The sequence below is a fragment of the Streptomyces sp. NPDC090741 genome, assembly GCF_044769045.1.
In the GTDB taxonomy this organism is placed as follows: Bacteria; Actinomycetota; Actinomycetes; order Streptomycetales; family Streptomycetaceae; genus Streptomyces.
The window spans coordinates 269647-293831 of the sequence record NZ_JBIVXF010000009.1 but is presented as its reverse complement, the minus strand read 5'-3'; the positions used below and the strand labels follow the sequence as shown (position 1 = coordinate 293831).

Genomic DNA, 24185 nt, shown 5'->3' with positions numbered 1-24185 from the left:
GGTGTCCGGCGGATCAGCCGGCGATGAGCTTGCCGCCCTCGGCCTTGACCGGGACGGCGGGCAGCGGGTCGGTGGCCGGGCCGCGCAGCACCTTGCCGGTCGTCACGTCGAAGCGGCTGCCGTGGCAGGGGCAGTTGCCCTCGCCGTCGTCGATCTTGTCCAGAACGCAGCCGGCGTGCGTGCACCGGGCGCTGAACGCCTTGTACTGGCCCTCCGCCGGGCAGCTGACGACCAGCTTCTTCTCCCGGAAGAGCTTCGACCCGCCGACCGGGACCTCGGACGCGGCGCCGAGCTCCACCGGGGCGGCCGGTACCGCCGCGGAGCCGGAGCCGCTGTTGCCCTCGGTGGAGCAGGCCGCGAGCGCCGCCCCTCCGCCGACGGCCCCGACGATCGCGGCGGCGCCCTTGAGGACGGTACGGCGGGCGGCGGGCTGCGACGCGGACATGCGGTTCTCCTGGCCTGGGGGTGGGTGCTGGTGGTTCTGGCGGTGCTGATGACTTCTGCTGGTTCAGCTGCTTCTGCTGGGCCCCCGACGATACCGCTGCCCGGTTCCGCCGCCCGATGGGATACCTTCCCCCGCGTGATCGTCGTCGGTGGAGAAGCCCTGATCGACCTCGTGCCCGTGGCGCAGCCGCCGGGCGCGCTGGTGCCGCGGCCGGGCGGGGGGCCGTACAACACCGCGCTGGCGCTGGGCCGGCTCGGTGCGGAGGTCGCCTTCTGCTCCCGGGTCTCGGCGGACGGCTTCGGCGCGAGCCTGCTCGCCGGGCTGCGTGCGGCCGGGGTGGACCTCTCCCTGGTGCAGCGCGGGCCGGAGCCCACCACACTCGCCGTGCCCTCGATCGCCCCGGACGGCTCGGCGGCGTACGGCTTCTACGTGGAGGGCACGGCCGACCGGCTGTTCACCCTGCCCGGGGCGCTCCCCGCGGGCACCCGGGCCCTGGCGCTCGGCACCTGCTCCCTCGCGCTGGAGCCGGGCGCGAGCGCGTACGAGGCCCTGCTGCGCCGGGAGTCCGGGCGCGGGCTGCTGACCCTGCTGGACCCCAACATCCGTCCGGCGCTGATCACGGATCGGGCGGCGTACCGGGCCCGGTTCCTGGGCTGGCTGCCGTACGTCTCCGTCCTCAAGCTGTCGGAGGAGGACGCCCGGTGGCTGGGCGGGCGGGTGGGCGACTGGCTGGCGGCCGGCCCCTCGGCGGTGGTGCTCACCCGGGGTGCGCAGGGGCTGGCGGTCCGGACCCGGGAGGGTGCGGAGTACGAGGTACCGGCCCGCCGGGTCACGGTGGCGGACACGATCGGGGCGGGAGACACCGTCAACGCGGCCCTGCTGCACCGCCTGTCGGGCCTCCCGGCCGGCGAGCCGGTGGACTGGCCCGGAGTCCTGTCCTACGCGGCCCACGCGGCGGCGCTGACCTGCACCCGGGCGGGCGCGGAGCCGCCGTACGCGGCGGAGCTCAGCGGATAGCGGCCCACAGGGTCCGGGCCACGGCGGGGGCGAACTCCTCGACCGGTTGCACCACTTCGGGGCCGGAGAAGTGCAGGAAGAAGGCCCGCTGGAAGCAGGCGCCGAGCAGCAGCGCGGCGGCCGCCTCCGGATCGGCGTCGGGGCGCAGCCGCCCCCGTTCCAGCTCGCGGCGCAGCCGGCCGGTGAGGGCGTCGCGTACGACGTGGGGGCCGGTGCCGATCTCCTGGACGCCCTCGCGGTGCCGGGTCAGCAGGGCGGGCTCGGCGAAGAGCGAGGCGGCCATGGGCACGGCGTCGGCGTAGAAGAGCGAGGCGTGGCGGGCGATCGAGGCGAGCCCCTCCTCGACGGAGCGCTCGGCGTGGTCGCGGTCGAGCTCGGTCATGAGCGGCCCGGCGTTGGGGGTGCGCTCCATGAGGACGCGCACGAACAGCTCTTCCTTGTTCGCGTAGTGCTTGTAGAGCGCCGCCTCGGAGCAGCCGGCCTCGCGGGCGATGGCCTTGGTGGTGGTGTTGGCGAGGCCGATGGTGCGCATGAGCTTCTCGGCGGCGTCGAGGAGCCGCTCGGGAGTGGGCCGGCTTGACTTCGGGGTGAGCATTCACTCACCCTAGCGGAGGAAGGGGTGAGTAAACACTCACCCACCCTTGGACGGGAGCCGGCGATGAAACTGACGGTGTTCGGAGCCACGGGCGGTGTCGGCCGCGAGGTCGTACGGCAGGCCCTCGACGCGGGCCACGAGGTGACGGCGGTGGTCCGCGACCCCGCCCGGCTGGACGTTCCGGCGCACGAGCGCCTGGTGGTGGCCGTGGTGCGCGATCTGACGGACGAGGACGCCCTGGTCCCGGTCCTCGCGGGCCGGTCGGCGGTGATCTCCGCGCTGGGCGCGGCGAGCAACAAGCAGGCCCGGCTCACGCCGGTCACCGGGCCGGCGCTGCGGGCCATCGTCTCGGCGATGGACCGGGCCGGCGTGAGCCGCCTGGCGGCGGTGAGCGCGGCCCCGGTCGGCCCGGACGTCGCCACCGACGGGTTCGTGGCCCGGAGGGTCTTCCTCCCCCTGCTGCGCCGGGCCCTGCGCGATCTGTACGCGGACCTGGCCGTCATGGAGGCGACGATCCGCGCGAGCGACACCGACTGGACGGTGATCCGCCCGCCCCGCCTCCTGAACAAGCCGCGCACCGGCAGCTACCGCCGGGTCATCGGCGCCAACGTCCCGGACGCGCGCACGATCTCCCGCGCCGACGTGGCGGACGCCCTGCTGGTGTCGCTGACGGACCCGTCGACCGCGGGCCGGGCGGTGGGCGTGGCGGCCTGACCCCGGCGGACCCTTGCGCGGGCGGCCCCCACGGGGGTGGAGCCGCCCACCGGAGCGCGGAAGCGGAGGAGGGCCCCCGCAGCCGGACGGCTGCGGGGGCCCTCCTCCGCTCGGCTCTGCGCGCTCAGGCCTTGCGGGCCCGGGTCGTCGCCTTCTTGGCCGGGGCCGCGGCCTTCTTCGCCGGAGCCGCCGCCTTCTTGGCCGCGGTCCGCTTCGCGGCGGCCTTCTTCGGCGGGGCCACGAGCGAGGCGGCATCCGAGACCCGCTCCGCCCCCAGGATGTCCCGCAGGAACTTGCCGGTGTGGCTCGCGCCCACCGAGGCGATCTGCTCCGGCGTGCCCTCGGCCACCACCAGGCCGCCCCCGTAGCCGCCCTCCGGGCCCATGTCGATGACCCAGTCCGCGGTCTTGACGACGTCCAGGTTGTGCTCGATGACGATCACCGAGTTCCCCTTGTCCACCAGCCCCGACAGCACCTTGATCAGCTTCGAGATGTCCTCGAAGTGCAGACCCGTCGTCGGCTCGTCCAGCACGTACACCGTCCGGCCCGTCGACCGCTTCTGCAGCTCCGACGCCAGCTTCACGCGCTGCGCCTCACCACCCGACAGCGTCGGCGCCGACTGGCCGAGCCGGACGTACCCGAGCCCCACCTCGTTCAGCGTCTTCAGGTGCCGCGCGATCGTCGGCACCGCCTCGAAGAAGTCCAGCGCCTCCTCGATCGGCATGTTCAGGACTTCGGCGATCGACTTGCCCTTGTAGTGGACCTCCAGCGTCTCCCGGTTGTACCGGTCGCCGTGGCAGACCTCGCACGGGACGTACACGTCCGGCAGGAAGTTCATCTCGATCTTGATCGTGCCGTCGCCGGAGCAGTTCTCGCACCGGCCGCCCTTCACGTTGAAGGAGAAGCGGCCCGGCAGGTAGCCGCGCACCTTCGCCTCCATCGTCTCCGCGAAGAGCCTGCGCACGTGGTCGAAGACGCCCGTGTACGTCGCCGGGTTGGACCGCGGGGTCCGGCCGATCGGCGACTGGTCGACATGCACGACCTTGTCGACGAGGTCGTCCCCGTCCACCCGCGTGTGCCGTCCCGGTACCGACCGGGCGCCGTTCAGCTCGCGCGCCAGGTGCGTGTAGAGGATGTCGTTGACCAGCGTCGACTTGCCCGATCCCGACACGCCCGTGACCGCCGTGAGCACGCCCAGCGGGAAGGACACGTCGATGTCCCGCAGGTTGTTCTCCTTGGCGCCGTGGACGGTCAGCTTCCGGTCCCCGTTCACAGGCCGGCGGACGTCCGGCACCGCGATGGACCGCTTCCCGGACAGGTACTGCCCGGTCATCGAGTCGTTGTTCTTCAGCAGCTCCTTCAGCGAGCCGCTGTGCACGACCTTGCCGCCGTGCTCGCCGGCGCCCGGGCCGATGTCCACGACCCAGTCGGCCACCTTGATGGTGTCCTCGTCGTGCTCGACCACGATGAGCGTGTTGCCCATGTCCCGCAGCCGCACCAGCGTCTCGATGAGCCGGTGGTTGTCCCGCTGGTGCAGGCCGATGGAGGGCTCGTCCAGTACGTACAGCACGCCCACGAGACCGGAGCCGATCTGCGTGGCCAGCCGGATGCGCTGGGCCTCGCCGCCCGACAGGGTTCCGGCGGCGCGGTTCAGCGAAAGGTAGTCCAGGCCGACGTCGACGAGGAAGCGCAGCCGCTCGTTGACCTCCTTCAGGACCCTCTCGGCGATCTTCTTGTCGCGGGCGTCGAGCCGCATCCGCCCCAGGAAGTCCGCGCACTCGCTGATCGACATCGCGGCGACCTCGGCGATGGACTTCTCCATCACCGTCACCGCGAGCACGATCGGCTTGAGCCGCGTGCCCTCACAGGTCGGACAGGGCACCTCGCGCATGTAGCCCTCGAAGCGCTCGCGGCTGGCATCGCTCTCGGACTCCGAGTGCCGGCGCTTGACGAACGGCACGGCGCCCTCGAAGGCCGTCGTGTACGCCCGCTCCCGCCCGTACCGGTTGCGGTAGCGGACCTCGATCTGCGTCTTGTGCCCGTACAGCAGGGCCTTCCTCGCCCGCTGCGGCAGCCCGGCCCACGGGATGTCCGTACGGAAGCCCAGCTCCCCGGCGAGCGCGCCGACCAGCCGCTGGAAGTAGTCCTTGGTGTGGCCGAGGGACCACGGCGAGACCGCGCCCTCGTCGAGGGACTTGTCCTCGTCGGGGACGATCAGCTCCGGGTCCACCTCCATGCGCGTACCGATGCCGGTGCACTCGGGGCAGGCGCCGAAGGGGGAGTTGAAGGAGAAGGAGCGCGGCTCCAGCTCCTCGAAGGACAGGTCGTCGTACGGGCAGTAGAGGTGCTCGGAGTACATCCGCTCACGCTCGGGGTCGTCCTCGGCGAGGTCGACGAAGTCCAGGATCACCATGCCGCCGGAGAGGCCGAGGGCGGTCTCCACGGAGTCGGTGAGCCGGCGCTTGGCGCTCTCCTTGACGGTGAGGCGGTCGATGACCACCTCGATGGTGTGCTTCTCCTGCTTCTTCAGCGTGGGCGGCTCGGAGAGCTGGATGGTCTCCCCGTCCACCCGCGCCCGGCTGTAGCCCTTGGTCTGGAGGTCGGAGAAGAGGTCGACGAACTCGCCCTTGCGCTCGCGCACCAGCGGCGAGAGCACCTGGAAGCGGCTGCCCTCGGGGAGGGCGAGCACCTTGTCGACGATCGCCTGCGGCGACTGGCGCGAGATGGGGCGGCGGCACTCGGGGCAGTGGGGCTTGCCGATGCGCGCGAAGAGCAGGCGGAGGTAGTCGTAGACCTCGGTGATGGTGCCGACCGTCGAACGCGGGTTGCGCGAGGTCGACTTCTGGTCGATCGAGACGGCCGGCGAGAGCCCCTCGATGAAGTCCACGTCGGGCTTGTCCATCTGCCCCAGGAACTGGCGGGCGTACGACGAGAGCGACTCGACGTAGCGGCGCTGGCCCTCGGCGAAGATCGTGTCGAAGGCCAGGGAGGACTTGCCCGAACCGGAGAGTCCGGTGAAGACGATGAGTGAGTCGCGGGGCAGGTCGAGCGAGACGTTCTTGAGGTTGTGCTCGCGAGCGCCACGAACGATGAGACGGTCGGTCACGCCGGTCCGCACCTTTCTTGAGAGAGCGGGGGCACGGGGCCCCCGACTGTCCAGCGTACGGCTGGCTGGGTGGGCGCCTCTGCGATGGAGAAGAGCTTGGACTTCGAGCGTATAGCACGCACATTCGATTTACGGCACTCGGCAGACGGGTTCACCCGTTCGTGTGGCCGAGGGTCCGCGGCACTAGGCTCGGATCCATGACTGATCATGTGCGCGACCTGCGATCTGTACGTGAAGCCACGGACCGAATGCTGACCGCTCTCGCGAAACTGGACAACGCGGCCCTGGCCGAAGAGTCACATCTGCCGGGCTGGACCCGCGGCCACGTACTGGCCCACCTGGCACGCAACGCGGACGCCCTCGTCAACGTCTTCGCCGGCCGCCCGATGTACGAGAGCGCCGAGGCCCGCGACTCCGACATCGAGCGCGACGCCCCGCGCCCGCTGGAGGTCCAGCTCGCCGACGTGCGCGCGACCCACGCCGGCTTCCTGGCGCAGACCGAGCAGGACCAGGACTGGTCGCGCACCGTCGAGCTGCGCAACGGGGTCACCGACCTGGCTTCGAACGTGCCGTTCCGCCGCCTCGTCGAGGTGGAGCTGCACCACGTCGACCTGAACATCGGCTACGAGCTCTCCGACCTCCCGCAGGATTTCACCGCCCGTGAGATCGCCTTCCTCGCCGACCGCTGGTCCGGACGCCCGGAGGTCCCCCCGGTGACGCTCCGCCTCGAAGGCGACGGCGACTCCACCTGGCACACGGGCGGCACCGAGGGCGGCCCGGTCACCCTGCTCGGCACCGGAGCCGAGCTCCTCGGCTGGCTCGCCGGCCGCGGGGACGGGGGCGCACACCTCACTGTCGTCGGCGGCCCCCTCCCGACGCTCCCCCCGCTCTAGGATCAGGACATGACGTACAGCGGAGCAGTCAAGGTCGGCGGTCCGGCCGACGTGCACGAACTCCCGGACCTGATGATTTCCAAGGTCGCGGTGGGCCCCATGAACAACAACGCGTACCTGCTGCGCTGCCGGGCCACCGACGAGCAGCTGCTGATCGACGCGGCCGCCGAGCCGGAGACCCTGCTGAACCTGATCGGTGACGACGGCATCGCCTCCGTCGTCACCACCCACCGGCACGGCGACCACTGGGGCGCACTCGCGGAGGTCGTCGAGGCGACCGGCGCCCGTACGTACGCGGGCGTCCACGACGCCGAGGGCATCCCGGTGCCGACCGACGTGCCGGTGGCGGACGGGGACACGGTCACCGTCGGACGGGTCACGCTGACCGCCCGCCACCTGGTCGGCCACACCCCCGGCTCGATCGCCCTGATCTACGACGACCCGCACGGGCACGCGCACGTGTTCACCGGCGACTGCCTCTTCCCCGGCGGCGTCGGCAACACGTGGGGCGACCCGAAGGCCTTCGAGCAACTGGTCGACGACGTCCAGCACAAGCTCTTCGAGCAGCTGTCGGACGAGACCTGGGTCTACCCGGGACACGGCAACGACACCACGCTCGGCGCCGAGCGGCCGCACCTGGCCGAGTGGCGCGAGCGCGGCTGGTAACAGGCGGCCGGTCCGCGGCCGGTCGGAGCGGTCCCGGTCAACACCGCGACAGGAAGCACTCCTTCCGGTCGAAGATGACCGAACGCACGTCCTGGGGGTGTGGGGCGGGGTAGTTGCTGCACCATGCAACAAGACCCCTCCCCCGCCCTCCCCCGCCGCGCGGTCGCCCGCCCGCCCTCGATGCTGCGGCTGGCGACGGCCTCGCTCGCCGGCACCGCCATCGAGTTCTACGACTTCTTCGTCTACGGCACGGCCGCGGCCCTCGTGCTCGGCCCGCTGTTCTTCCCGTCCTTCTCCCCGCTCGCCGGGACCCTCGCCGCCTTCGGCACCTTCGGCATCGGCTTCCTCGCCCGTCCCCTGGGCTCGGTGCTCTTCGGGCACATCGGCGACCGGTACGGCCGGCGCCCGGTCCTGCTCGGCTCCCTGCTGCTCACCGGCCTCGCCACGGTCGCCGTCGGCTGCGTGCCCACGTACGCGACGATCGGCATGGCGGCGCCCCTGCTCCTGCTCGTGCTGCGCTTCCTCCAGGGCCTCGGCCTCGGCGGTGAATGGGGCGGCGCGGTCCTGCTGACCGCCGAGCACGCCCCCGAGCAGCGGCGCGGGCTGTGGGCGAGCTTCCCGCAGGTCGGCCCGCCGGTGGGCTTCCTGCTGGCCAACGGCATGATCCTCACCCTGTCCGCGACGCTGACCGACGCGCAGTTCACGTCCTGGGGCTGGCGCGTACCGTTCTGGGCGGCGGGCGTACTGGCCCTCGCCGGGCTGTGGCTGCGCCGCTCGGTGGAGGAGACCCCGCAGTTCCGCGCCCTCGCGGAGACCGGCCGGCGCTCCGACGCCCCGCTGTCCGAGGTCGTACGCGGGCACTGGCGGCTGGTCCTGCTGACCGGCGGGGCCCTGTCCGTCGGGTACGCGGTCTTCTACGCGGTCACCACCTGGTCCCTCGCGTACGCCACCGAGCACCTGAGGGTCGACCGCACGGTGATGCTGGCCTGCATCATGGCGGCCGTCGCGCTGAAGGCCCTGCTGACCCCGCTGGTGGCGGTGCTCGGCGACCGGTACGGCCGGCGGCCGCTCTGCCTGATCGGCAGCGCGATGTGCCTGGTGTGGATGTTCCCGTTCGTCGCGCTGCTGGGGACGGCGGACCCGCTGCTGATGACGCTGGGCTGCCTCGGCGGGCTGCTGGGCATGGTGACGATGTTCGCCGTGGTGGGCGCCTACGTGCCGGAGCTGTACGCCCCGCGGATCCGCTGCACGGGCGCGGCCGTGGGCTACAACCTGGGCGGGGTGCTGGGCGGGGCGCTGACCCCGATCGTCGCGACGGCGCTGGCGGGCGGCTCCGGTCCGCCCTGGGGCGTGGCCGTGTACCTGAGCGGGATCGCCCTGCTCAGCCTGGTCTGCTTCGCGCTGCTGCCGGAGACGAACCCGGCGGTCGTGCGGGCGCGGGCGGGCGCGGACAAGGGAACGGGGGCGGCCGAAGCGGCCGCCCCCGCGTAGCCCCTCGGGGCCCTACGGTCCCGATGGTTCCTACGCGTCGATGCTCTCCGGGCGGGCGGCGGCCTCGGCGGCCGCCTGCTTCTTCGAGGCGATCAGGCTGGTGATCGTAGTGATCACGAGGACACCGCAGATGACGCCGAGGGAGACCGGGATCGAGACGACCGGGACGTCCAGCCCGGACTCGTGCAGGGCGTGGAGCACCAGCTTGACGCCGATGAAGCCGAGGATGATCGACAGGCCGTAGCTGAGGTGGACCAGCTTCTTGAGCAGGCCGCCGATGAGGAAGTACAGCTGGCGCAGACCCATCAGGGCGAAGGCGTTGGCCGTGAACACGATGTACGGGTCCTGGGTGAGGCCGAAGATCGCGGGGATCGAGTCCAGGGCGAACAGCACGTCGGTGGTGCCGATGGCGAGCATGACGACCATCAGCGGGGTCAGGACGCGCTTGCTGTTGTTCTCGATGAACAGCTTGGTGCCGTGGTACTTGTCGGCGACGCCGAACTTCTTCTCGACGGACTTGAGGAGGCGGTTCTCCTCGAACTCCTCCTCGTCCTCGTCCTTGCGCGCCTCCTGGATCAGCTTCCAGGCGGTGTAGATCAGGAAGGCGCCGAAGATGTAGAAGACCCACGAGAAGCTGGCGATGATCGCCGCGCCGGCGGCGATGAAGATCGCGCGCAGCACCAGGGCGATCAGCACGCCCACCAGCAGGACGCGCTGCTGGAGGTGGGAGGGCACCGCGAACTTCGCCATGATCAGGACGAAGACGAAGAGGTTGTCGACGCTCAGGGACTTCTCGGTGATGAAGCCCGCGAAGAACTCCTGCGAGGCCTGGCCGTTGCCGAAGAACCACAGTCCGAGGCCGAAGAGTGCGGCGAGCACGATCCAGACGACCGTCCAGATGCCCGCTTCCTTGATCGATACGTCGTGCGGTTTGCGGCCGATGAAGAAATCGGCGCCGATCAGGATGCACAGACCGAGAATGGTCAGCACCCAGAGGGTCCACGAAACATCCACTGCTTATTCGCCTCCGGCAGATGGCTCAGCACACATGTCAGCGTCATCGCTGCCGGAGGTCTCTTCCACCCGGGCGGCCTGGAGGCCGTGGGCCGGCGCCCCGGGACCGACTGGTCCGTATTGACGGGTACGCCGTAGCAGGAAAGCAGGAATACTCCCCTCCGCGTGCCCCAGGGTACCCGTCAGAGCAGGCAAAGGTAAAGGGAAGGCCAAGGAAAGGTCATGGGCGGGCATCGCGCCGGGCGGCGGCGATCCGCTCCAGGGTCTGTTCCAGGACCCGGCTGCCCGGCGGCGGCAGGTCCGGCTCGAAGGTCCAGGCATGGCCGACCCACGGATCGGCGAGGTGGTTGTCCGGCACCGGCGACAGCCGCATCAGCGAGCGCCACAGCGGATCCAGCAGCGGCCCGTACGCCGAGGCCTCGTCACGGTCCGCCACCATCAGCAGGTGTACGCCGACCGCCGGACCCTCGTCGGCCAGGTAGCGCAACCGGGTGACGGCCCGGTCGTCGAACCCGTGCGGGAAGTCGTGCACGATCAGCAGCTGATCGGCGAGGTCCACATCGGGCGGCAGGTCCTCGGGGGCCCCGGCCCGGACGGCCATCTGTACGAGGTCCACCCGGCGGGTCAGCGCCTCCAGGGTCCGGGTGACCCCGGAGGCCCCGGCGGCGGGCGGCCCGGCCAGCACCCCGGCCGCGACGAGCGGCGCCAGCGAGGCGGCCCCCGCCCCGGCCGCGTCGATGACGTGCACGGAGAACCGGTCGCCGGGGTGGACCGCGAGCAGCCGGACCGCGTGGGCGACGGCCATGTCCATGGCGGCCCGGCGCAGCCGGTCGGTGTCCATGGTCATCGCGGCCTCGGAGCCGGTGCGGCCGTTGTCGATCCACAGCCCGCGCTCCAGCGGGGCCCGCACCAGCATGGGGATGCGCAGGTCGGGCCGCTCGGGCAGGTGCAGGTCGCCGAGGCGCAGGGCCATCGGGGCCTCCTCGGGAGCCCCGTGCCCGTGCCAGACGGGGTTGGCCCAGCGGGCGTACGGGGCCGGCAGCGCGGGCTCGACCACCTCGGACTCGGCGATCAGCTGCGTGAGGTCCCGGTCGAGCACGGCCTTGGCCTGGGCGACGAGCTCGTCGTGGCGGGCGCGGGCCGCGTCGCGGGCGGCGTTGCCGGAGCCCGCGAGGCGGTGGCGGGGGTCGGACAGCGCCTCGTCGAGCTCTCGGTCCATCCGGGACTCGGCGAAGTCACAGGCGCTGCGGTAGGCGGCCACCGACCGGGCCAGGTCCTCGAACATGCCCCAGACCTGGTTGTAGAGCCGTTCGTCCAGGGACCAGCCGCTCGCGTCGCCCGCGACCGGGGCGGGGGGCCGGCCGGGCTGCGCGGGCTCGGCGGACTGCGGCGCCGGTTCGGGCGGCTCGGTGGTGCTGCGGCGCCGGCGCGGGTGCACGTAGTCAAGCGTGGGTGCGTCAAGTGCGGGTGCGTTGAGTGTGGGTTCGTTCAGTGCGGGTTCGTTCAGTGCGGGTTCGTTCAGTGCGGGTGCGCTCAGGGTCGGTGGGCCGTCCTGCGGTTCCGGAAGGCCGAGCGGGACCGCGGGGGCGGCGCCGGTGGGCACGGGCGCGGTGGTGAGCGCGGCCTCGTCCCGCGCGGCCGCTCCCACGACGGCGGCGGCCAGGGCGATGGCGGCCGGTGCGGCCAGCCCCGCGTCGGCCAGCAGCGCGCCGAGCCCGTCGGCATACCCCTGGCCCACCGCGCGGACCTTCCAGGCGCCCTGGCGCCGGTAGAGCTCCAGGGCCACGACGGCGGTCTCGGCGTCCAGCCCGGTCAGCGTGTACCCGGCGAGCTCGGCGCCCTCCGGGTCGGCCACGGCCACGTACGACGCGGGGGCCGCGCCGAACCGCGCCGGCCCGCCGGGCGGCAGGACGAGGACCACCCCGAGCCGGTGCACGGAGGGCGCGACGGCATCGAGGTCGACGGCGAAGCGGTGCTCGCCCGCCACCGCCCCCGGCACCTGAAGTCCGGGCAGGCTCCGGGCGCCGGGGTGGGCCACCGATTCGGGGCCGGCCAGCCGGCCGGCGTCATCGCAGGCCGAGGCCAGGGCCAGCACGGGCGTGCCCGCCGAGACCCTGATCTCCACCCGCGTCCGGGACAGGGGGCGGTTCTGCCCCCGGACCAGTTCGGCCGTCATCGTGCAGCCCTCCCCCGTGCCCTTGCTCGTCTGTTCTGTTCTGTTCTGCTCTGTTCCGGTGCCGCTTACAGGTGCGGCAGGATCGACGGCATCAGGTCCTGGAAGGTCCGGCCGTTGGCCGGGTTGCCGAGGGCCGTCATCTGCCAGCCGCTGCCGGCGCGCGACACCTTCGCCATGATCTGCGCGGTGTACTGGCCGCCGCCGTCCAGCGTGTAGCGCGCCAGCTCCTGGCCGTTGGTCTCGTCGACGATGCGGCAGAACGCGTTCTGCACCTCCTGGAACGTCTGGCCGGTGAACGAGTTCACCGTGAAGACGATCTGGTCGATGTGCACCGGCACACGCTGGAGGTCGACGAGGATCGACTCGTCGTCCCCGCCCTGGCCGGCGCCGCCGACGAGGTTGTCACCGGTGTGCCGGACCGAGCCGTCGTCGCTCTGCAGGTGGCGGAAGAACACCACGTCCACCGGCTGCTTGTCGGCGAAGAGGACCGCCGACGCGTCCAGGTCGATCTCCCGGGTCCGCGAGCCGAACAGTCCGCGGCGCTTGGCGGCCTGCCAGCCGAGGCCCATCCGGACCGCGGTCAGCGTGCCCCCGTCCTGCTTCTGCAGACTGATGGCCTGACCCTTGGTCATGTTGACCGTCACGCGCTGTCCCCTCTCCCTAGCCCGCCCCCGATGTGGGTGCGCATGTGTACCTGCGGCTGTTGCCAACCCTACTGACCGGCTCCGGGTCAGGCGAGGCCCGCTTCCCTCATCTGTCGCAGCTCCTTCTTCAGCTCGCCCACCTCGTCGCGGATCCGGGCCGCGACCTCGAACTGGAGCTCGGCGGCCGCTCCGCGCATGCGCTCGGTCATCTGCTCGATGAGCGCCGCGAGTTCCTCGGCCGGACGGTCCGTCAGCACGGCGGCTTCCTTGGCCGCCCTGGCCGCCTTGGCGCCCTTGACCGCCTTGCCGCCCACCGTGACCTGGCCCGCCTTGACCACGCCGAGCGCGGGCACGGGAGCCTTGGCGCCCTTGCCGTCCTTCCCCTGGCGGTACCCGGTGCCGAGCAGCTGTTCGGTGTCCAGCTCCTCGCGGGCGATGGTGGCGACGATGTCGTTGATCTTCTTGCGCAGCGGCTGCGGGTCGATCCCGTTCGCCGTGTTGTACGCGACCTGCTTCTCCCGGCGGCGGTTCGTCTCGTCGATCGCCTGGGCCATGGCCGGGGTGATGCTGTCCGCGTACATGTGGACCTGGCCGGAGACGTTGCGCGCCGCGCGGCCGATGGTCTGGATCAGCGAGGTGCCGGAGCGCAGGAAGCCCTGTTTGTCGGCGTCCAGGATCGCCACCAGGGACACCTCGGGCAGGTCGAGGCCCTCGCGCAGCAGGTTGATGCCGACCAGGACGTCGTACTCGCCGGCTCGCAGCTCGCGCAGCAGCTCGATGCGGCGCAGCGTGTCGACGTCGCTGTGCAGGTAGCGCACCTGGATGCCGAGCTCCAGGAAGTAGTCCGTGAGGTCCTCGGCCATCTTCTTGGTGAGGGTGGTGACCAGGACGCGCTCGTCCTTCTCCACCCGCTGCCGGATCTCGTGGACCAGGTCGTCGATCTGCCCCTCGGTGGGCTTGACCACGACCTCGGGGTCGATGAGGCCGGTGGGGCGGATGATCTGCTCGACGAAGCCGTCGCCGCGGGAGAGCTCGTACTTGCCGGGGGTCGCCGACAGGTAGACCGTCTGGCCGATCCGCTCCTGGAACTCCTCCCACTTCAGCGGCCGGTTGTCGAGCGCGGAGGGCAGCCGGAAGCCGTGGTCGACCAGGGTCCGCTTGCGCGAGGCGTCGCCCTCGTACATCGCGCCGATCTGCGGCACGGTGACGTGCGACTCGTCGATGACGAGGAGGAAGTCCTCGGGGAAGTAGTCGATGAGGGTGTTGGGCGCGGAGCCGCGCTCGCGGTCGTCCATGTGCAGCGAGTAGTTCTCGATGCCGGAGCAGGACCCGATCTGGCGCATCATCTCCAGGTCGTACGTGGTGCGCATGCGCAGCCGCTGGGCCTCCAGCATCTTGCCCTGCTTCTCCAGCTCGTCAAGGCGCTCGGCCAGCTCCGCCTCGATCCCGCGGACCGCCTTCTCCATGCGCTCGGGGCCGGCGACGTAGTGGCTGGCGGGGAAGACGTACAGCTCGCGGTCCTCGCTGATGACCTCGCCGGTCAGCGGGTGCAGGGTGGACAGGGCCTCGATCTCGTCGCCGAACATCTCGATACGGACGGCCAGTTCCTCGTAGACCGGGAAGATCTCGATGGTGTCGCCGCGCACGCGGAAGGTGCCGCGGGTGAAGGCCACGTCGTTGCGCGTGTACTGGATGTCGACGAAGCGGCGCAGCAGCTGGTCCCGGTCCATCTCCTCGCCGACCTTGAGGGGGACCATCCGGTCGACGTACTCCTGCGGGGTGCCGAGGCCGTAGATGCAGGACACGGAGGCGACGACGATCACGTCGCGCCGGGTGAGGAGCGAGTTGGTCGCGGAGTGGCGCAGCCGCTCCACCTCCTCGTTGATCGAGGAGTCCTTCTCGATGTAGGTGTCCGACTGCGGTACGTACGCCTCGGGCTGGTAGTAGTCGTAGTACGAGACGAAGTACTCGACGGCGTTGTTCGGCAGGAGCTCGCGGAACTCGTTCGCCAGCTGGGCGGCGAGCGTCTTGTTCGGCGCCATCACCAAGGTCGGGCGCTGGAGCTTCTCGATCATCCAGGCCGTGGTCGCCGACTTGCCGGTGCCGGTCGCACCCAGCAGGACGACATCCTTCTCACCTGCACGGATGCGCTTCTCCAGCTCGGCGATGGCCGCCGGCTGGTCGCCGCTGGGCTGGTAGGAGCTGACGACCTCGAAAGGCGCCACCGTGCGTTCGATCTTCGATACGGGCCGCATGAGTCCACCGTACGACCCCCCACTGACACTCACGCAGCCGCGCCGGTCCGGGGCGCTGCGGCAGGTCCGGCCGGGCGCGTCCGGCGGACGGGGCGGAAGTCCTCCTTTCTGGTCCGTTTGTCGTAGTTCGGTGGCGGCCCGGTGATCTTCAACCGCATGATCGCCGTAGAGGTCCCCCGTGTGGTGCATCGCCGCAACGTCTGTCAGTCCGCACGCGTCTGACGCAGGAACAGGGCTCCCGAAACGAGGAGAACGCACATGTACGTCCGACCCGCCGCCGCGGCCGCCGCCGCATTCCTGGGCTTCACCCTGACCCTGCTGGGCGGAACGGCCTCGTCCGCCGCCACCGGCCCCTCCGTCCCCTCCTCCCCCTCCGGCTCCGCGGGTCCCGCCGGCCCTGCGGGCTCCGCCGGCGCCCCGGGGCTGCTGGGCCCTGTCGTGTACGCCCACCGGGGGGCCTCCGCGTACGCCCCCGAGAACACGCTCGCGGCGATCGACCTCGCGATGCGGCTGGGCTTCGACTGGGTCGAGAACGACGTCCAGCGCACCAAGGACGGCGAGCTGGTCGTGGTCCACGACGACACCCTGGCCCGGACCACCGACGTCGAGCAGGCATTCCCGGACCGGGGGCCCTGGCGGGTCAAGGACTTCACGGCGGCGGAGATCGCCACGCTCGACGCGGGCAGCTGGTTCGGCGAGGAGTTCGCGGGCGAGCGCGTGCCGACCCTGCGGGAGTACCTCGACCGGGTACAGCGCAACCGGCAGCGGCTGCTGCTGGAGATCAAGAAGCCCGAGCTCTACCCCGGCATCGAGAAGCAGACCCTCCAGGTGCTGGACGAGGCCGGCTGGCTCGACACGGACCACGCGCAGCGCCGCCTGGTCGTACAGAGCTTCAGCGCCGACTCCGTACGGCTCGTGCACAGCATGCGCCCGGACCTCGTGACGGCCTTCCTGGGCACCCCGACCGTCGCCGACCTGCCGAAGTACGCCCAGTTCACGGACCGGATCAACCCGTGGCACACCACCATCTCGGCCGACTGGGTGGCTGCGGTGCACCGCCTGCCGGGCGCCCACGGCAAGGCGATGGAGGTGGACACCTGGATCGTCGACGACGCGGCGACGGCCCGGAAGGTGCAGGGGATGGGCGTGGACGGGATCATCACCAACGCCCCGGACGTCGTGCACCAGGCGGTGCTCGGGAACCTCGCGTACTAAAGGTGTCGGACCCTCCCCGTACGGTGGAGGGGTGGACAGCACCGAGCGGCCCCGCGGGCCGCACCTCGAATGGGCCGTCGTCCCCAGCGACATCGGCCCCCTGCTCCTGGCCGCGACCCCGGAGGGTCTGGTCCGGGTCGAGTTCCATGCCGGGCCGGACCGGGTCGACAAGATGATCGGCTCCCTCGTATCCCGGCTCGGCGCCGACGCCTGGCGCCCGGCACCGGGCCAGGAGGTGCTGCTGGCCGAGCCGATACGCCAGCTGAAGGCGTACTTCGGGGGCGCGCTCAAGCGCTTCGAGCTGCCGCTGGACTGGCGGCTCAGCTCCGGCTTCAACCGGCAGGTGCTCCAGGAGCTGGACCGCTCGGTGCCCTACGGGGCGGTCGTCGGGTACGGGGAGCTCGCGGCCCGGGTCGGCCAGCCGGGCGCGGCCCAGGCCGTGGGCAACGCCATGGGGTCGAACCCGCTGCCGCTGGTGGTGGCCTGCCACCGGGTCGTGGAGAACGACGGCGGAATCGGCGGCTTCGGCGGCGGGGTGGAGACCAAGCGCACCCTGCTGGCCCTGGAGGGCGTCCTGCCGCAACCCCTGTTCTAGGGAGTGTCAGGGGGCGGGGGTGCATCCCCCGTTCCGTCCGGCGGTAAGGGGTGGGAGACTGCCGCGGTGACTACTGCCACCGCCTGCGGCCGCACCGCGCCCGTACACCGCCCCGCGCCGCCGCGACGGGGGTGGACGGCATGACCGCGATACCCGGAACCGACCGCCCCGCCCCGCCCGTGAGCCCGGCCGACCTGCCCCGGCTCCAGCGCCGTGTCTCCGGGGTGCTGATCGCGAGCCAGATGCTGGGCGGCCTCGGCGTGCCGATCAGCATCGCCCTGGCCCCCGTCCTCGCGACGCAGGTCAGCGGCACCGAATCGCTGTCCGGCTTCGCCTCCACCGCCGCCGTGATCGGCACCGCTGCGGTCTCGCTCCCGCTCGCCGCCCTGATGACCGCGCGTGGCCGGCGGCCGGGACTGGTCCTCGGGTACGGGATCGGCGCCGTCGGCGCGGGCCTGGTGGTCCTCGCCGCCGCGATCAAGAGCTTCCCGCTACTGATGCTCGGCATGGCCGCCTTCGGAGCCGCCTCCTCCGCCAACCTCCAGGCCCGCTTCGCGGCCGCCGACCTCGCGGCCCCGGACCGCCGGGCCCGGGCCGTCGCCGTCGTCGTCTGGGCGTCGACCCTCGGCGCGGTGCTCGGCCCCAACCTCTCCGCCCCGGCCGGCCGCAGTTTCGCCGGTACCTCCATACCCGAGACGGCGGGCCCCTTCGTCTGGGCCGGCGCCGTCTTCGTCCTCACCGGCACGATGATCGGCCTGTTCCTGCGGCCGGACCCGCTGCTGACGGCCCGGGCGCTGGCCTCGCCCGCGGAGCAGGCGAAGGGCGGCCGCTCGCTGCGCGCCGGGTTCGCGGCCGTCAAGGCCTCCCCGCGGGCGCGGCTGGCCCTGGTCACCGTCGCGGTGTCACACACCGCCATGGTCTCGATCATGGTGATGACCCCGGTCGACCTGGGCCACCACGGCGCCAACCTGGAGCTCGTCGGCCTGGTGATCAGCGGTCACATCGCCGGCATGTTCGCCTTCTCGCCGGTCATGGGCTGGCTCGCGGACCGGGTCGGCCGGCTCGCCGTGATCGGCCTGGCGGCCGGCCTGCTGTCGGTGGCCGCCCTGCTCGCCGGCACCGCCGGGCCGAGCCACGCACAGAGTGCGATCGGCCTGTTCCTCCTGGGTCTCGGCTGGTCCGCCGGCATGGTCTCCGGCTCGGCCCTGCTCACCGACTCGGTCCCGCAGGCCGCGCGGGCCGCCGTACAGGGCCTGAGCGACCTCACGATGAACACCTGCGCGGGCGTGGGCGGCGCGGCCGCCGGCCTGGTCATGTCCCACGCCGGCTACGGCTGGCTGAACGCGATCGGCGCGGCCCTGCTGCTGCCGATGGCGGCGCTGGCCCTGTTCACCGCGCGCCGCCACCCCGCCCCCTCGCCGGCCGCCCCTGCCGCTAGTAGCTGATGTGGTACGCCTTGCGCAGCGTCTCGTGGACGGTCCAGGTGGTCTTGTCGCCCTCCCGGAGCACGCAGGCGGAGCCGGGGCCCACCTCCAGGGTCTCGCCGCCCTCGACCTCGATGGTGGCGCGGCCGCTGACCACGACGAACAGCTCGTCGGCCTCGGTGTCGGTGACCACACCCGGGGTGATCTGCCAGATGCCGCGCACCTGAGTGCCGTCGGGGGACTCCCACAGCACCTTGCCCGTCACGACGGGCTCGCCGGAGAGGATCTGGCCGGGATCGAGCTCCTCGACCTCGAGTTCGGCGTCCGGTACGGATACGGCGAACGAGGCGGGACCGTGCTCACTGGTGCTCATGCCGAGTCACCCTAATCCGCCCTTCCGGCGCGGCGCGCTGACCACAACGTCCACGCTCCGCCCGCCGGACAGGTCAACCTGTCCAGCCGGCCCCCGGCTCCGACCCGGCCTCGGCGAGTTCTTCGCGGAAGGCGCGCGCGTCCCGGGAGTTCACGGGGGAACGCGACTCGGACACGTTCGGCAACGGTGGGCGGGCGGGCGTTTGGGGGCGGGGATCCCGTGCCATGGATGGGACATGCACACATCACCCGAGGTCCCCGTCCTGTCCGAAGAGGTCCGCGAGGCACTCGACCGGCGCCGTCCCGTCGTGGCCCTGGAGTCGACGATCATCGCGCACGGTCTGCCCCGCCCCCGCAATCTCGCCGTGGGCGCGGAACTTGAGGCGCTGGTGCGCGCCGAGGGTGCGGTTCCGGCCACGATCGCCGTCGTCGACGGTGTGGCGTACGCCGGCCTCGACAAGGCGCAGCTGGAGCGGATCGCCGGCGGCGAGGGGGTGCGCAAGCTCGGCCACCGGGATCTGGCGCCCGCACTCGCGACGGGCGCGACCGGTGCGACGACGGTGTCCGCGACGGCGTTCCTGGCCGCGCGGGCCGGGCTGCGGGTGTTCGCCACGGGCGGGCTGGGCGGCGTACACCGCGAGTACGCGCAGACGCAGGACGAGTCGGCGGACCTGGCACTGCTGGCGCGGACCCGGATCACGGTGGTGTGCGCGGGGGTGAAGTCGATCCTGGACGTGCCGGCCACGCTCCAGCGGCTGGAGACGCTCGGGGTGGGGGTGCTGGGGTACGAGACGGAACGTTTCCCCGGGTTCTACCTGGCCAGTTCCGGCGAGCCGGTCGACTGGACCGTCCACCGGCCGGAGGAAGTGGCGGCGGTGATGGCCGCTCAGGACGCGCTCGGCGGCCCGGAATCGGCGCTGCTGGTGGCCAATCCGGTGGCGGAGGCCGAGCAGTTGGATCCGGAACTGCACGACCGGGTCCTGGCCGAGGCCCTGGAGGAGTGCCACGCGCGCGGGATCACGGGGCAGGCGGTGACCCCGTTCCTGCTGGGGTTCCTGGTACGGGCGACGGGCGGGGCCTCGCTGGAGGCCAACCTGGCGGCGGTACGGGGCAACGTGGCGCTCGGGGCCAGGATCGCGGGGGCCTGGGCGGCGCGTCCGTGACGGGGCCCGCATCCGCCGCCCCGGGCGCGGCGGGGTCCGTCACCGCGCCCGGGGCGCTGCTGGTCGTCGGGGACGTGGTGACGGACATCGTGGCGGTGCATCCGGAGCCGCTGACTCCGGCCACGGACACGGCCGCGCGGATCCGGACCCTGCCGGGCGGCGCCGGTGCCAACGCGGCCTGCTGGGCGGCCCACTCGGGGGTGGCGGAGGTACGCCTCCTGGCGCGGGTCGGCACCGAATCGGCCCGATGGCACGAGCAGTGCCTGCGGGACTCGGGGGTGCGGCCGCGGCTGGTGATCGATCCGGCCGAACCGACCGGGACGGTCGTGGCGCTGGTCGGCAAGGACGCGGAGCGCACCTTCCTCACCGACAGCGGCGCCGCCCTGCGGCTCACCCCGGAGGACTGGGCTCCGGCCCTGCTGGAGGGGGCCGCCCATCTGCACCTGTCCGGCTACCTCTTCTTCGCCGACAGCAGCCGCGAGCTGGCCCTGGTCGCGCTGCGGGCGGCCCGGGCCCGGGGGGTGCCGGTGAGCGTGGACCCGGCCTCGGCGGGGTTCCTGGCCGGGCTGGGGCCGGAGCGCTTCCTCGAAGCCGTGGCGGGGATCGGCGTACTGCTGCCCAACGAGGACGAGGCGCGGATGCTGGCCGGGCTGCCGGAGCCGGCCGGGGCGGACCGGGCTGCGGCGGAACTGAGCCTGCGGGTACCGCTGGTGGTGGTCACCCGGGGTGCGGCCGGGGCGCTGGTGGCGGAGGGGGGCCGGGTGACCGCCGAGGTGTCCGCGCAGTCGGCGGAGGCGGTGGACTCGACGGGTGCCGGGGACGCGTTCACCGGCGGGTTCCTGGCGGCGCGGCTCGCGGGCGCGGCCCCGGCGGACGCGGCCCGCGCCGGGTGCCGCGCGGCCGCCCGGGCGGTGACCCGGCTGGGCGGGCGCCCGTAGCGGCGGCCATGTCCGTACCAGGGGCTACGAGGTGTACTCCTCCTGGCCGAGGGTGTCGATCACGCCCGCCTTGTTCACGTTGTAGTGGAACACCAGCCCCTTGTTCGGGTGGGTTTCCAGCCACGAGGTGAGCTCGTGCGTGGTGATCGGCTTGTTCACGGAGCCGGAGAGGATCGGGGCGTGGGCGCCGATCTTGGCGTCCTCGGCGATCGGGATGTAGGTCTCCTCGCCGACGGTCACGAAGGGGGTGGCACCGCCCGCGACGGGGCAGCCCCAGTGGCCGTGCCTGACGATCAGGCTGTATTGGCCGCCCTCGGGGGTGTAGCGGTGGACGGCGATCTCGTCCGGCGACACTGCGTCCTTGGATGCGCAGGCGGGCCCGGGTGCGGGCGGCTTCGGCTTGGCCGGAGGGGTCGTGGCGGGGGCCGGCTTCTTCGAGGACGCCGGGGAGGCGGACGGTGCCGCTCCGCCGGGCGTGGTGGAGGAGGAGGCCGTGGCCGACGGGCCGGCCGGGCTCGCGCCGGGGCTCGTACCGGCGGCGCCGGCGTCACCACCGTTGGCGTTGCCGTTGCCGTCGCCGTTGCAGGCCGTGAGGGTCAGGGCTCCGCAGAGCAGCAGCGCGGCGGCCGCGTGCCGCCGCAGCCGTCTCGGACCCTGAACCGCCGTACCACGTCCGCCCATTGCCGTCTCCCTCTGCCAAGGCGCCACCGGGTGGCCGCCGTCGAAGCGTGGCGTCAACGTAGTGCGCGGCTGCGGCCGGGGGCGATGGCCGGATCTCGATCGTCACCCGCCCGCGATGGCGTTGTTGCGGATCCCGGACGTCCGTGACGGGACGGGGGCGCGGAGGTCAGCCGGTGGGGCCGGTGAGACCGGTCCAGGCCGGGTGTCGGGGGTCGTCGGCCCGGACCACCGCGTCGGCCCGGGCCGCGGGATCGGTCTCCGCCTCGTAACGGGCGAACGCGGGCAGGGTCCAGCGGGCGGACTCATCGGTGCGGCGGGCCAGCGCCCCCGGGGAGAGGTGGATGTGCACGCTGAGGTCGAAGGGGAACCAGTGGCCCAGCAGCAGCGGGCCGTGCACGATCACGACGCCGCCCGGCGGGAGTTCGGCGTACGGGCTGCGGGTCGCCCGGTCGGTCGCCGGGTCCCAGAGGTCGGGCAGCACGCGGCCGGTGCCTCCGGGGTCGGTCGGGCCGAACACCTCGCGCCACAGGGCGGCGGTGTCGTACCAGCCGCCGAGGTAGGAGTCCACGTCCTCGCGGCCGAACTCGAAGCGGAGGGAGGCCGGGCGCAGGAATCCCCCGGCCGGGACCACCAGGACCGGGCGGCCGCGCAGGCGCAGCGCGTCGGCGAGGTGGTCGGCGAGTACGCCGGTGCCGGCGGCGGGCGCGCCGTCGACGCCGACCCGCTGCCACGTCCCCTGCCCTGCCGGTGACTCGTGTTCGTCGAGGTGGCCGGCGAGCCGCTCGGCCATCCGCTGCCATGTGATCGCTTCCAGCTGCACAGGCCCATTGTCAGTGGTGGGCCGTAGCGTTTTTCACGAGGGATCACCGGCGGGAAAGAGCCGTTGGCCCGGCCTTGGGGAGGGGTCTGTCATGGCTCGCGAGACGACGTATCTGGAGCTGTCGCAGGATGGCGGCGGCGCGCACAAGTTCTACGAGGTGACCGTGGACGGCACGGCCGTCTCGGTGCGGTACGGGCGCATCGGCGCGGACGGCCAGTTGCAGAGCTCCTCGTTCCCGACCGTCGAGAGGGCCCGGGCCGCGGCCGCCAAGAAGATCGGGGAGAAGGTCCGCAAGGGGTACGCGCCGGCGGTGGCGGGAGCGCGCGCGGCCCGGGCGGTGTCGCGCCGGCAGGTCACGTCGGCGCCGTCGACGGCACGTGCGGTGGCCCCGGTGCTGTGGCGGTTCCGTACGGGCTCCTCGGCGTTCGGGATCCATGTGGACGAGGACCGCTGCTGGGTGGGGAACCAGGCGGGGGACGTCTACACGCTGAGCCACGGGGGCGAGGTGCTGGCCCGGTACTCGCTGCCGGACGGTGTGAAATGCCTGGTGGCGGACGAGTTCTGGATATACGCGGGCTGTGACGACGGCACGGTGTACGACCTGTCGTCGAAGGTGCCGTTCGGGGCCTACGACATCGCGGCGGACGTGGACATCTTCTGGCTCGACATCCACGAGGGTGTGCTGAGCGTGTCCGACCGCAGCGGCGGGCTGACGGTCATCGACCACGAGGACGAGTTCCAGTGGTCGCGGCGGTCGCCGGGCTCGAACGCGTGGATGGTCCGGGCGGATGAGCGGTCGGTCTACCACGGGCACAGCAGCGGTGTGACGGCGTACGCGGCCGACGGCGGGGCGCAGTTGTGGCACACGCCGACCAACGGCTCGGTGCTGTTCGGCTGGCAGGAGGACCGGACGGTCTATGCCGCGACCGGGCGCCACACCGTGCAGCGGCTGGCGAAGGCGACGGGCGCCGTGGAGGCCTCGTACCGGTGCGATGCCGCCGTGTACGCGTGCGCGACCTCGCCGGACGGCCGGCATGTGTTCGCCGCCGACTACGCCTCCTCGGTGTACTGCTTCGACGCCGACGGGCAGCGGCTGTGGAAGCTGGGCACCGGCGGTGGTTCGGCCCTGTCCATGCAGTATCTGGACGAGCGGCTGTACCTGGTCACCACGGACGGGTCCCTGATCTGCATGGACGCGAGCGAGGCGGCGATCCTCGCGGCCCAGCGGGGCTCGGTCCCGACGGCCGTGGATGTGAAGTCGGCTGCCGCGCTGCCCGTGTTCACCCCGGCGGCCTCCGCCTCGGCGGTCGCGACCGTCTCGGTGGCGGCGGCCCCGGCGGGCGGTGTGGTGGTGGAGTGCGTGCAGCAGGGCGGCCGGATGCGCGTGCAGGTGGTGTCGGGCGGCTTCGAGCCCTCGTGGAACGTGCAGTTCCCGCGCGGGATCCGGGAGCCGGGTGCCCGGTACGTGGTCGACGGGCTGCACGCGGCCTCGGGTGGGTTCTACCGGGTGCGCGGGGAGATACGCCGCCTGGTCTGAGCGGGAGGGTCCCCGGCGGGCCGGGTCACGGAAGGCGGCCCGGGTCACGGAAGGCGGCCCGGGCAGGTGCACGGTTCGGCGCCGGGCGGGGCGTCCGCGGGTATGGAGAAGGCCTCGTCCTCGGCGAGCGTGCAGGTCACGTACAGCACGACCGGTACGGTGCCCAGGTTGCGGCCCAAGTGGAGGTACTCGGCGCCGGGCGGTTCGACGAAGCTGGTGCCGGGGCGGTGCACGACGACCGAGTTGTCGTGCAGGATCCGGGTCAGCGTCCCGGACTTGACGAGCGCGATCAGCGGAACGCGGTGGAAGTGCCAGCCGGTGCAGCCGCCGGGCTCTATGACGACCTCCCGGCCCGCGAGGTCCTCCGCACCGCCTTCCACGGCTCGTATGAGCCGCGCCGTCGGCTGCCATCCACCCATGTACG

Annotated in this window: 22 protein-coding genes; 11 read left to right on the top strand and 11 right to left on the bottom strand. The window is 72.4% G+C overall.

Annotated elements, in window-relative coordinates; genetic code table 11:
- Positions 1 to 13: 13 nt before the first annotated feature.
- Positions 14 to 445, bottom strand: a complete 432-nt coding sequence (locus ACIQU4_RS25005) for a Rieske (2Fe-2S) protein (protein ID WP_403734687.1) — start codon at positions 443 to 445, stop codon at positions 14 to 16.
- A 135-nt stretch (positions 446 to 580) separates the two neighbouring features.
- On the opposite strand from ACIQU4_RS25005, the gene ACIQU4_RS25000 reads away from it, so the two are divergent.
- On the top strand, positions 581 to 1462 hold the full coding sequence (locus ACIQU4_RS25000) for a carbohydrate kinase (protein WP_403734684.1): 882 nt from the start codon (positions 581 to 583) through the stop codon (positions 1460 to 1462).
- Here ACIQU4_RS25000 and ACIQU4_RS24995 read toward each other — a convergent pair.
- Positions 1452 to 2057, bottom strand: a complete 606-nt coding sequence (locus ACIQU4_RS24995; RefSeq protein ID WP_403734682.1) for a TetR/AcrR family transcriptional regulator — start codon at positions 2055 to 2057, stop codon at positions 1452 to 1454. The two genes, ACIQU4_RS25000 and ACIQU4_RS24995, sit on opposite strands and share 11 nt — an antisense overlap.
- A gap of 63 nt (positions 2058 to 2120) precedes the next feature.
- Between ACIQU4_RS24995 and ACIQU4_RS24990 the strand changes: the two genes are divergently transcribed.
- Positions 2121 to 2771, top strand: coding sequence for an NAD(P)-dependent oxidoreductase (locus ACIQU4_RS24990; RefSeq protein ID WP_403734679.1), 651 nt, complete (start codon positions 2121 to 2123; stop codon positions 2769 to 2771).
- Between the two features lie 124 nt (positions 2772 to 2895).
- On the opposite strand, the gene uvrA is transcribed toward ACIQU4_RS24990, so the two are convergent.
- The gene (gene uvrA / locus ACIQU4_RS24985) at positions 2896 to 5877 is read right to left on the bottom strand and encodes an excinuclease ABC subunit UvrA (RefSeq protein ID WP_403734676.1); all 2982 of its coding nucleotides are present in this window, start codon (positions 5875 to 5877) and stop codon (positions 2896 to 2898) included.
- 197 nt (positions 5878 to 6074) lie between these two features.
- On the opposite strand from uvrA, the gene ACIQU4_RS24980 reads away from it, so the two are divergent.
- From ACIQU4_RS24980 to ACIQU4_RS24970, 3 genes are all read left to right on the top strand, one after another.
- Positions 6075 to 6770 carry a maleylpyruvate isomerase family mycothiol-dependent enzyme gene (locus tag ACIQU4_RS24980; protein WP_403734674.1) on the top strand — a complete coding sequence of 232 codons (696 nt, stop codon included), beginning with the start codon at positions 6075 to 6077 and terminating at the stop codon, positions 6768 to 6770.
- A 9-nt stretch (positions 6771 to 6779) separates the two neighbouring features.
- Positions 6780 to 7436, top strand: coding sequence for an MBL fold metallo-hydrolase (locus ACIQU4_RS24975; protein ID WP_403734671.1), 657 nt, complete (start codon positions 6780 to 6782; stop codon positions 7434 to 7436).
- A 123-nt stretch (positions 7437 to 7559) separates the two neighbouring features.
- A complete protein-coding gene (locus tag ACIQU4_RS24970; protein WP_403734668.1) occupies positions 7560 to 8927 on the top strand; it encodes an MFS transporter in 1368 nt (455 codons plus the stop codon).
- Between the two features lie 30 nt (positions 8928 to 8957).
- Here ACIQU4_RS24970 and ACIQU4_RS24965 read toward each other — a convergent pair whose 3' ends face one another.
- The 4 genes from ACIQU4_RS24965 to uvrB form a co-directional block, all read right to left on the bottom strand.
- A complete protein-coding gene (locus tag ACIQU4_RS24965; RefSeq protein ID WP_403734665.1) occupies positions 8958 to 9941 on the bottom strand; it encodes a TerC/Alx family metal homeostasis membrane protein in 984 nt (327 codons plus the stop codon).
- Positions 9942 to 10161: 220 nt separating this feature from the next.
- Positions 10162 to 12117, bottom strand: a complete 1956-nt coding sequence (locus ACIQU4_RS24960) for a TerD family protein (protein WP_403734662.1) — start codon at positions 12115 to 12117, stop codon at positions 10162 to 10164.
- 65 nt (positions 12118 to 12182) lie between these two features.
- Complete coding sequence (locus tag ACIQU4_RS24955) at positions 12183 to 12761, bottom strand: TerD family protein (RefSeq protein WP_403734659.1); 579 nt, start codon at positions 12759 to 12761, stop codon at positions 12183 to 12185.
- Between the two features lie 86 nt (positions 12762 to 12847).
- Positions 12848 to 15016, bottom strand: coding sequence for an excinuclease ABC subunit UvrB (gene uvrB, locus ACIQU4_RS24950; protein WP_403734656.1), 2169 nt, complete (start codon positions 15014 to 15016; stop codon positions 12848 to 12850).
- A gap of 258 nt (positions 15017 to 15274) precedes the next feature.
- Between uvrB and ACIQU4_RS24945 the strand changes: the two genes are divergently transcribed.
- The 3 genes from ACIQU4_RS24945 (at position 15275) to ACIQU4_RS24935 (ending at position 18271) form a co-directional block, all read left to right on the top strand.
- Complete coding sequence (locus ACIQU4_RS24945) at positions 15275 to 16231, top strand: glycerophosphodiester phosphodiesterase (RefSeq protein ID WP_403734653.1); 957 nt, start codon at positions 15275 to 15277, stop codon at positions 16229 to 16231.
- Between the two features lie 31 nt (positions 16232 to 16262).
- Positions 16263 to 16826: a methylated-DNA--[protein]-cysteine S-methyltransferase gene (locus ACIQU4_RS24940; protein ID WP_403734651.1), complete on the top strand. Its 564-nt coding sequence runs from the start codon at positions 16263 to 16265 to the stop codon at positions 16824 to 16826.
- Between the two features lie 140 nt (positions 16827 to 16966).
- Complete coding sequence (locus tag ACIQU4_RS24935) at positions 16967 to 18271, top strand: MFS transporter (RefSeq protein ID WP_403734648.1); 1305 nt, start codon at positions 16967 to 16969, stop codon at positions 18269 to 18271.
- On the opposite strand, the gene ACIQU4_RS24930 is transcribed toward ACIQU4_RS24935, so the two are convergent.
- On the bottom strand, positions 18261 to 18623 hold the full coding sequence (locus ACIQU4_RS24930; protein ID WP_403734645.1) for a cupin domain-containing protein: 363 nt from the start codon (positions 18621 to 18623) through the stop codon (positions 18261 to 18263). The genes ACIQU4_RS24935 and ACIQU4_RS24930 overlap by 11 nt on opposite strands.
- Positions 18624 to 18858: 235 nt before the next feature.
- Between ACIQU4_RS24930 and ACIQU4_RS24925 the strand changes: the two genes are divergently transcribed.
- A complete protein-coding gene (locus tag ACIQU4_RS24925; protein ID WP_403734642.1) occupies positions 18859 to 19785 on the top strand; it encodes a pseudouridine-5'-phosphate glycosidase in 927 nt (308 codons plus the stop codon).
- On the top strand, positions 19782 to 20723 hold the full coding sequence (locus ACIQU4_RS24920) for a carbohydrate kinase family protein (RefSeq protein WP_403734639.1): 942 nt from the start codon (positions 19782 to 19784) through the stop codon (positions 20721 to 20723). The genes ACIQU4_RS24925 and ACIQU4_RS24920 overlap by 4 nt, the downstream gene beginning before the upstream one ends.
- A 24-nt stretch (positions 20724 to 20747) precedes the next feature.
- On the opposite strand, the gene ACIQU4_RS24915 is transcribed toward ACIQU4_RS24920, so the two are convergent.
- Entirely contained in the window at positions 20748 to 21404 is a 657-nt protein-coding gene (locus ACIQU4_RS24915; RefSeq protein ID WP_403734636.1) for a hypothetical protein, read from the bottom strand.
- 166 nt (positions 21405 to 21570) lie between these two features.
- A complete protein-coding gene (locus tag ACIQU4_RS24910; protein ID WP_403734634.1) occupies positions 21571 to 22224 on the bottom strand; it encodes a uridine kinase in 654 nt (217 codons plus the stop codon).
- 91 nt (positions 22225 to 22315) lie between these two features.
- On the opposite strand from ACIQU4_RS24910, the gene ACIQU4_RS24905 reads away from it, so the two are divergent.
- Positions 22316 to 23761, top strand: a complete 1446-nt coding sequence (locus ACIQU4_RS24905) for a WGR domain-containing protein (RefSeq protein ID WP_403734631.1) — start codon at positions 22316 to 22318, stop codon at positions 23759 to 23761.
- Between the two features lie 44 nt (positions 23762 to 23805).
- Here the strand turns inward: ACIQU4_RS24905 and ACIQU4_RS24900 are convergent, their stop codons facing one another.
- Entirely contained in the window at positions 23806 to 24180 is a 375-nt protein-coding gene (locus ACIQU4_RS24900) for a cupin domain-containing protein (RefSeq protein WP_403734628.1), read from the bottom strand.
- Between the last annotated feature and the right edge of the window lie 5 nt (positions 24181 to 24185).

Excerpts from the sequence above, each read along its gene's own strand:
- ACIQU4_RS25005 (WP_403734687.1), bottom strand. The coding sequence starts at position 445 with ATGTCCGCGTCGCAGCCCGCCGCCCGCCGTACCGTCCTCAAGGGCGCC.
- ACIQU4_RS24995 (WP_403734682.1), bottom strand. The coding sequence starts at position 2,057 with ATGCTCACCCCGAAGTCAAGCCGGCCCACTCCCGAGCGGCTCCTCGAC.
- ACIQU4_RS24990 (WP_403734679.1), top strand. The coding sequence starts at position 2,121 with ATGAAACTGACGGTGTTCGGAGCCACGGGCGGTGTCGGCCGCGAGGTC.
- ACIQU4_RS24980 (WP_403734674.1), top strand. The coding sequence starts at position 6,075 with ATGACTGATCATGTGCGCGACCTGCGATCTGTACGTGAAGCCACGGAC.
- ACIQU4_RS24975 (WP_403734671.1), top strand. The coding sequence starts at position 6,780 with ATGACGTACAGCGGAGCAGTCAAGGTCGGCGGTCCGGCCGACGTGCAC.
- ACIQU4_RS24970 (WP_403734668.1), top strand. The coding sequence starts at position 7,560 with ATGCAACAAGACCCCTCCCCCGCCCTCCCCCGCCGCGCGGTCGCCCGC.
- ACIQU4_RS24960 (WP_403734662.1), bottom strand. The coding sequence starts at position 12,117 with ATGACGGCCGAACTGGTCCGGGGGCAGAACCGCCCCCTGTCCCGGACG.
- uvrB (WP_403734656.1), bottom strand. The coding sequence starts at position 15,016 with ATGCGGCCCGTATCGAAGATCGAACGCACGGTGGCGCCTTTCGAGGTC.
- ACIQU4_RS24945 (WP_403734653.1), top strand. The coding sequence starts at position 15,275 with ATGTACGTCCGACCCGCCGCCGCGGCCGCCGCCGCATTCCTGGGCTTC.
- ACIQU4_RS24935 (WP_403734648.1), top strand. The coding sequence starts at position 16,967 with ATGACCGCGATACCCGGAACCGACCGCCCCGCCCCGCCCGTGAGCCCG.
- ACIQU4_RS24930 (WP_403734645.1), bottom strand. The coding sequence starts at position 18,623 with ATGAGCACCAGTGAGCACGGTCCCGCCTCGTTCGCCGTATCCGTACCG.
- ACIQU4_RS24925 (WP_403734642.1), top strand. The coding sequence starts at position 18,859 with ATGCACACATCACCCGAGGTCCCCGTCCTGTCCGAAGAGGTCCGCGAG.
- ACIQU4_RS24915 (WP_403734636.1), bottom strand. The coding sequence starts at position 21,404 with ATGGGCGGACGTGGTACGGCGGTTCAGGGTCCGAGACGGCTGCGGCGG.
- ACIQU4_RS24905 (WP_403734631.1), top strand. The coding sequence starts at position 22,316 with ATGGCTCGCGAGACGACGTATCTGGAGCTGTCGCAGGATGGCGGCGGC.
- ACIQU4_RS24900 (WP_403734628.1), bottom strand. The coding sequence starts at position 24,180 with ATGGGTGGATGGCAGCCGACGGCGCGGCTCATACGAGCCGTGGAAGGC.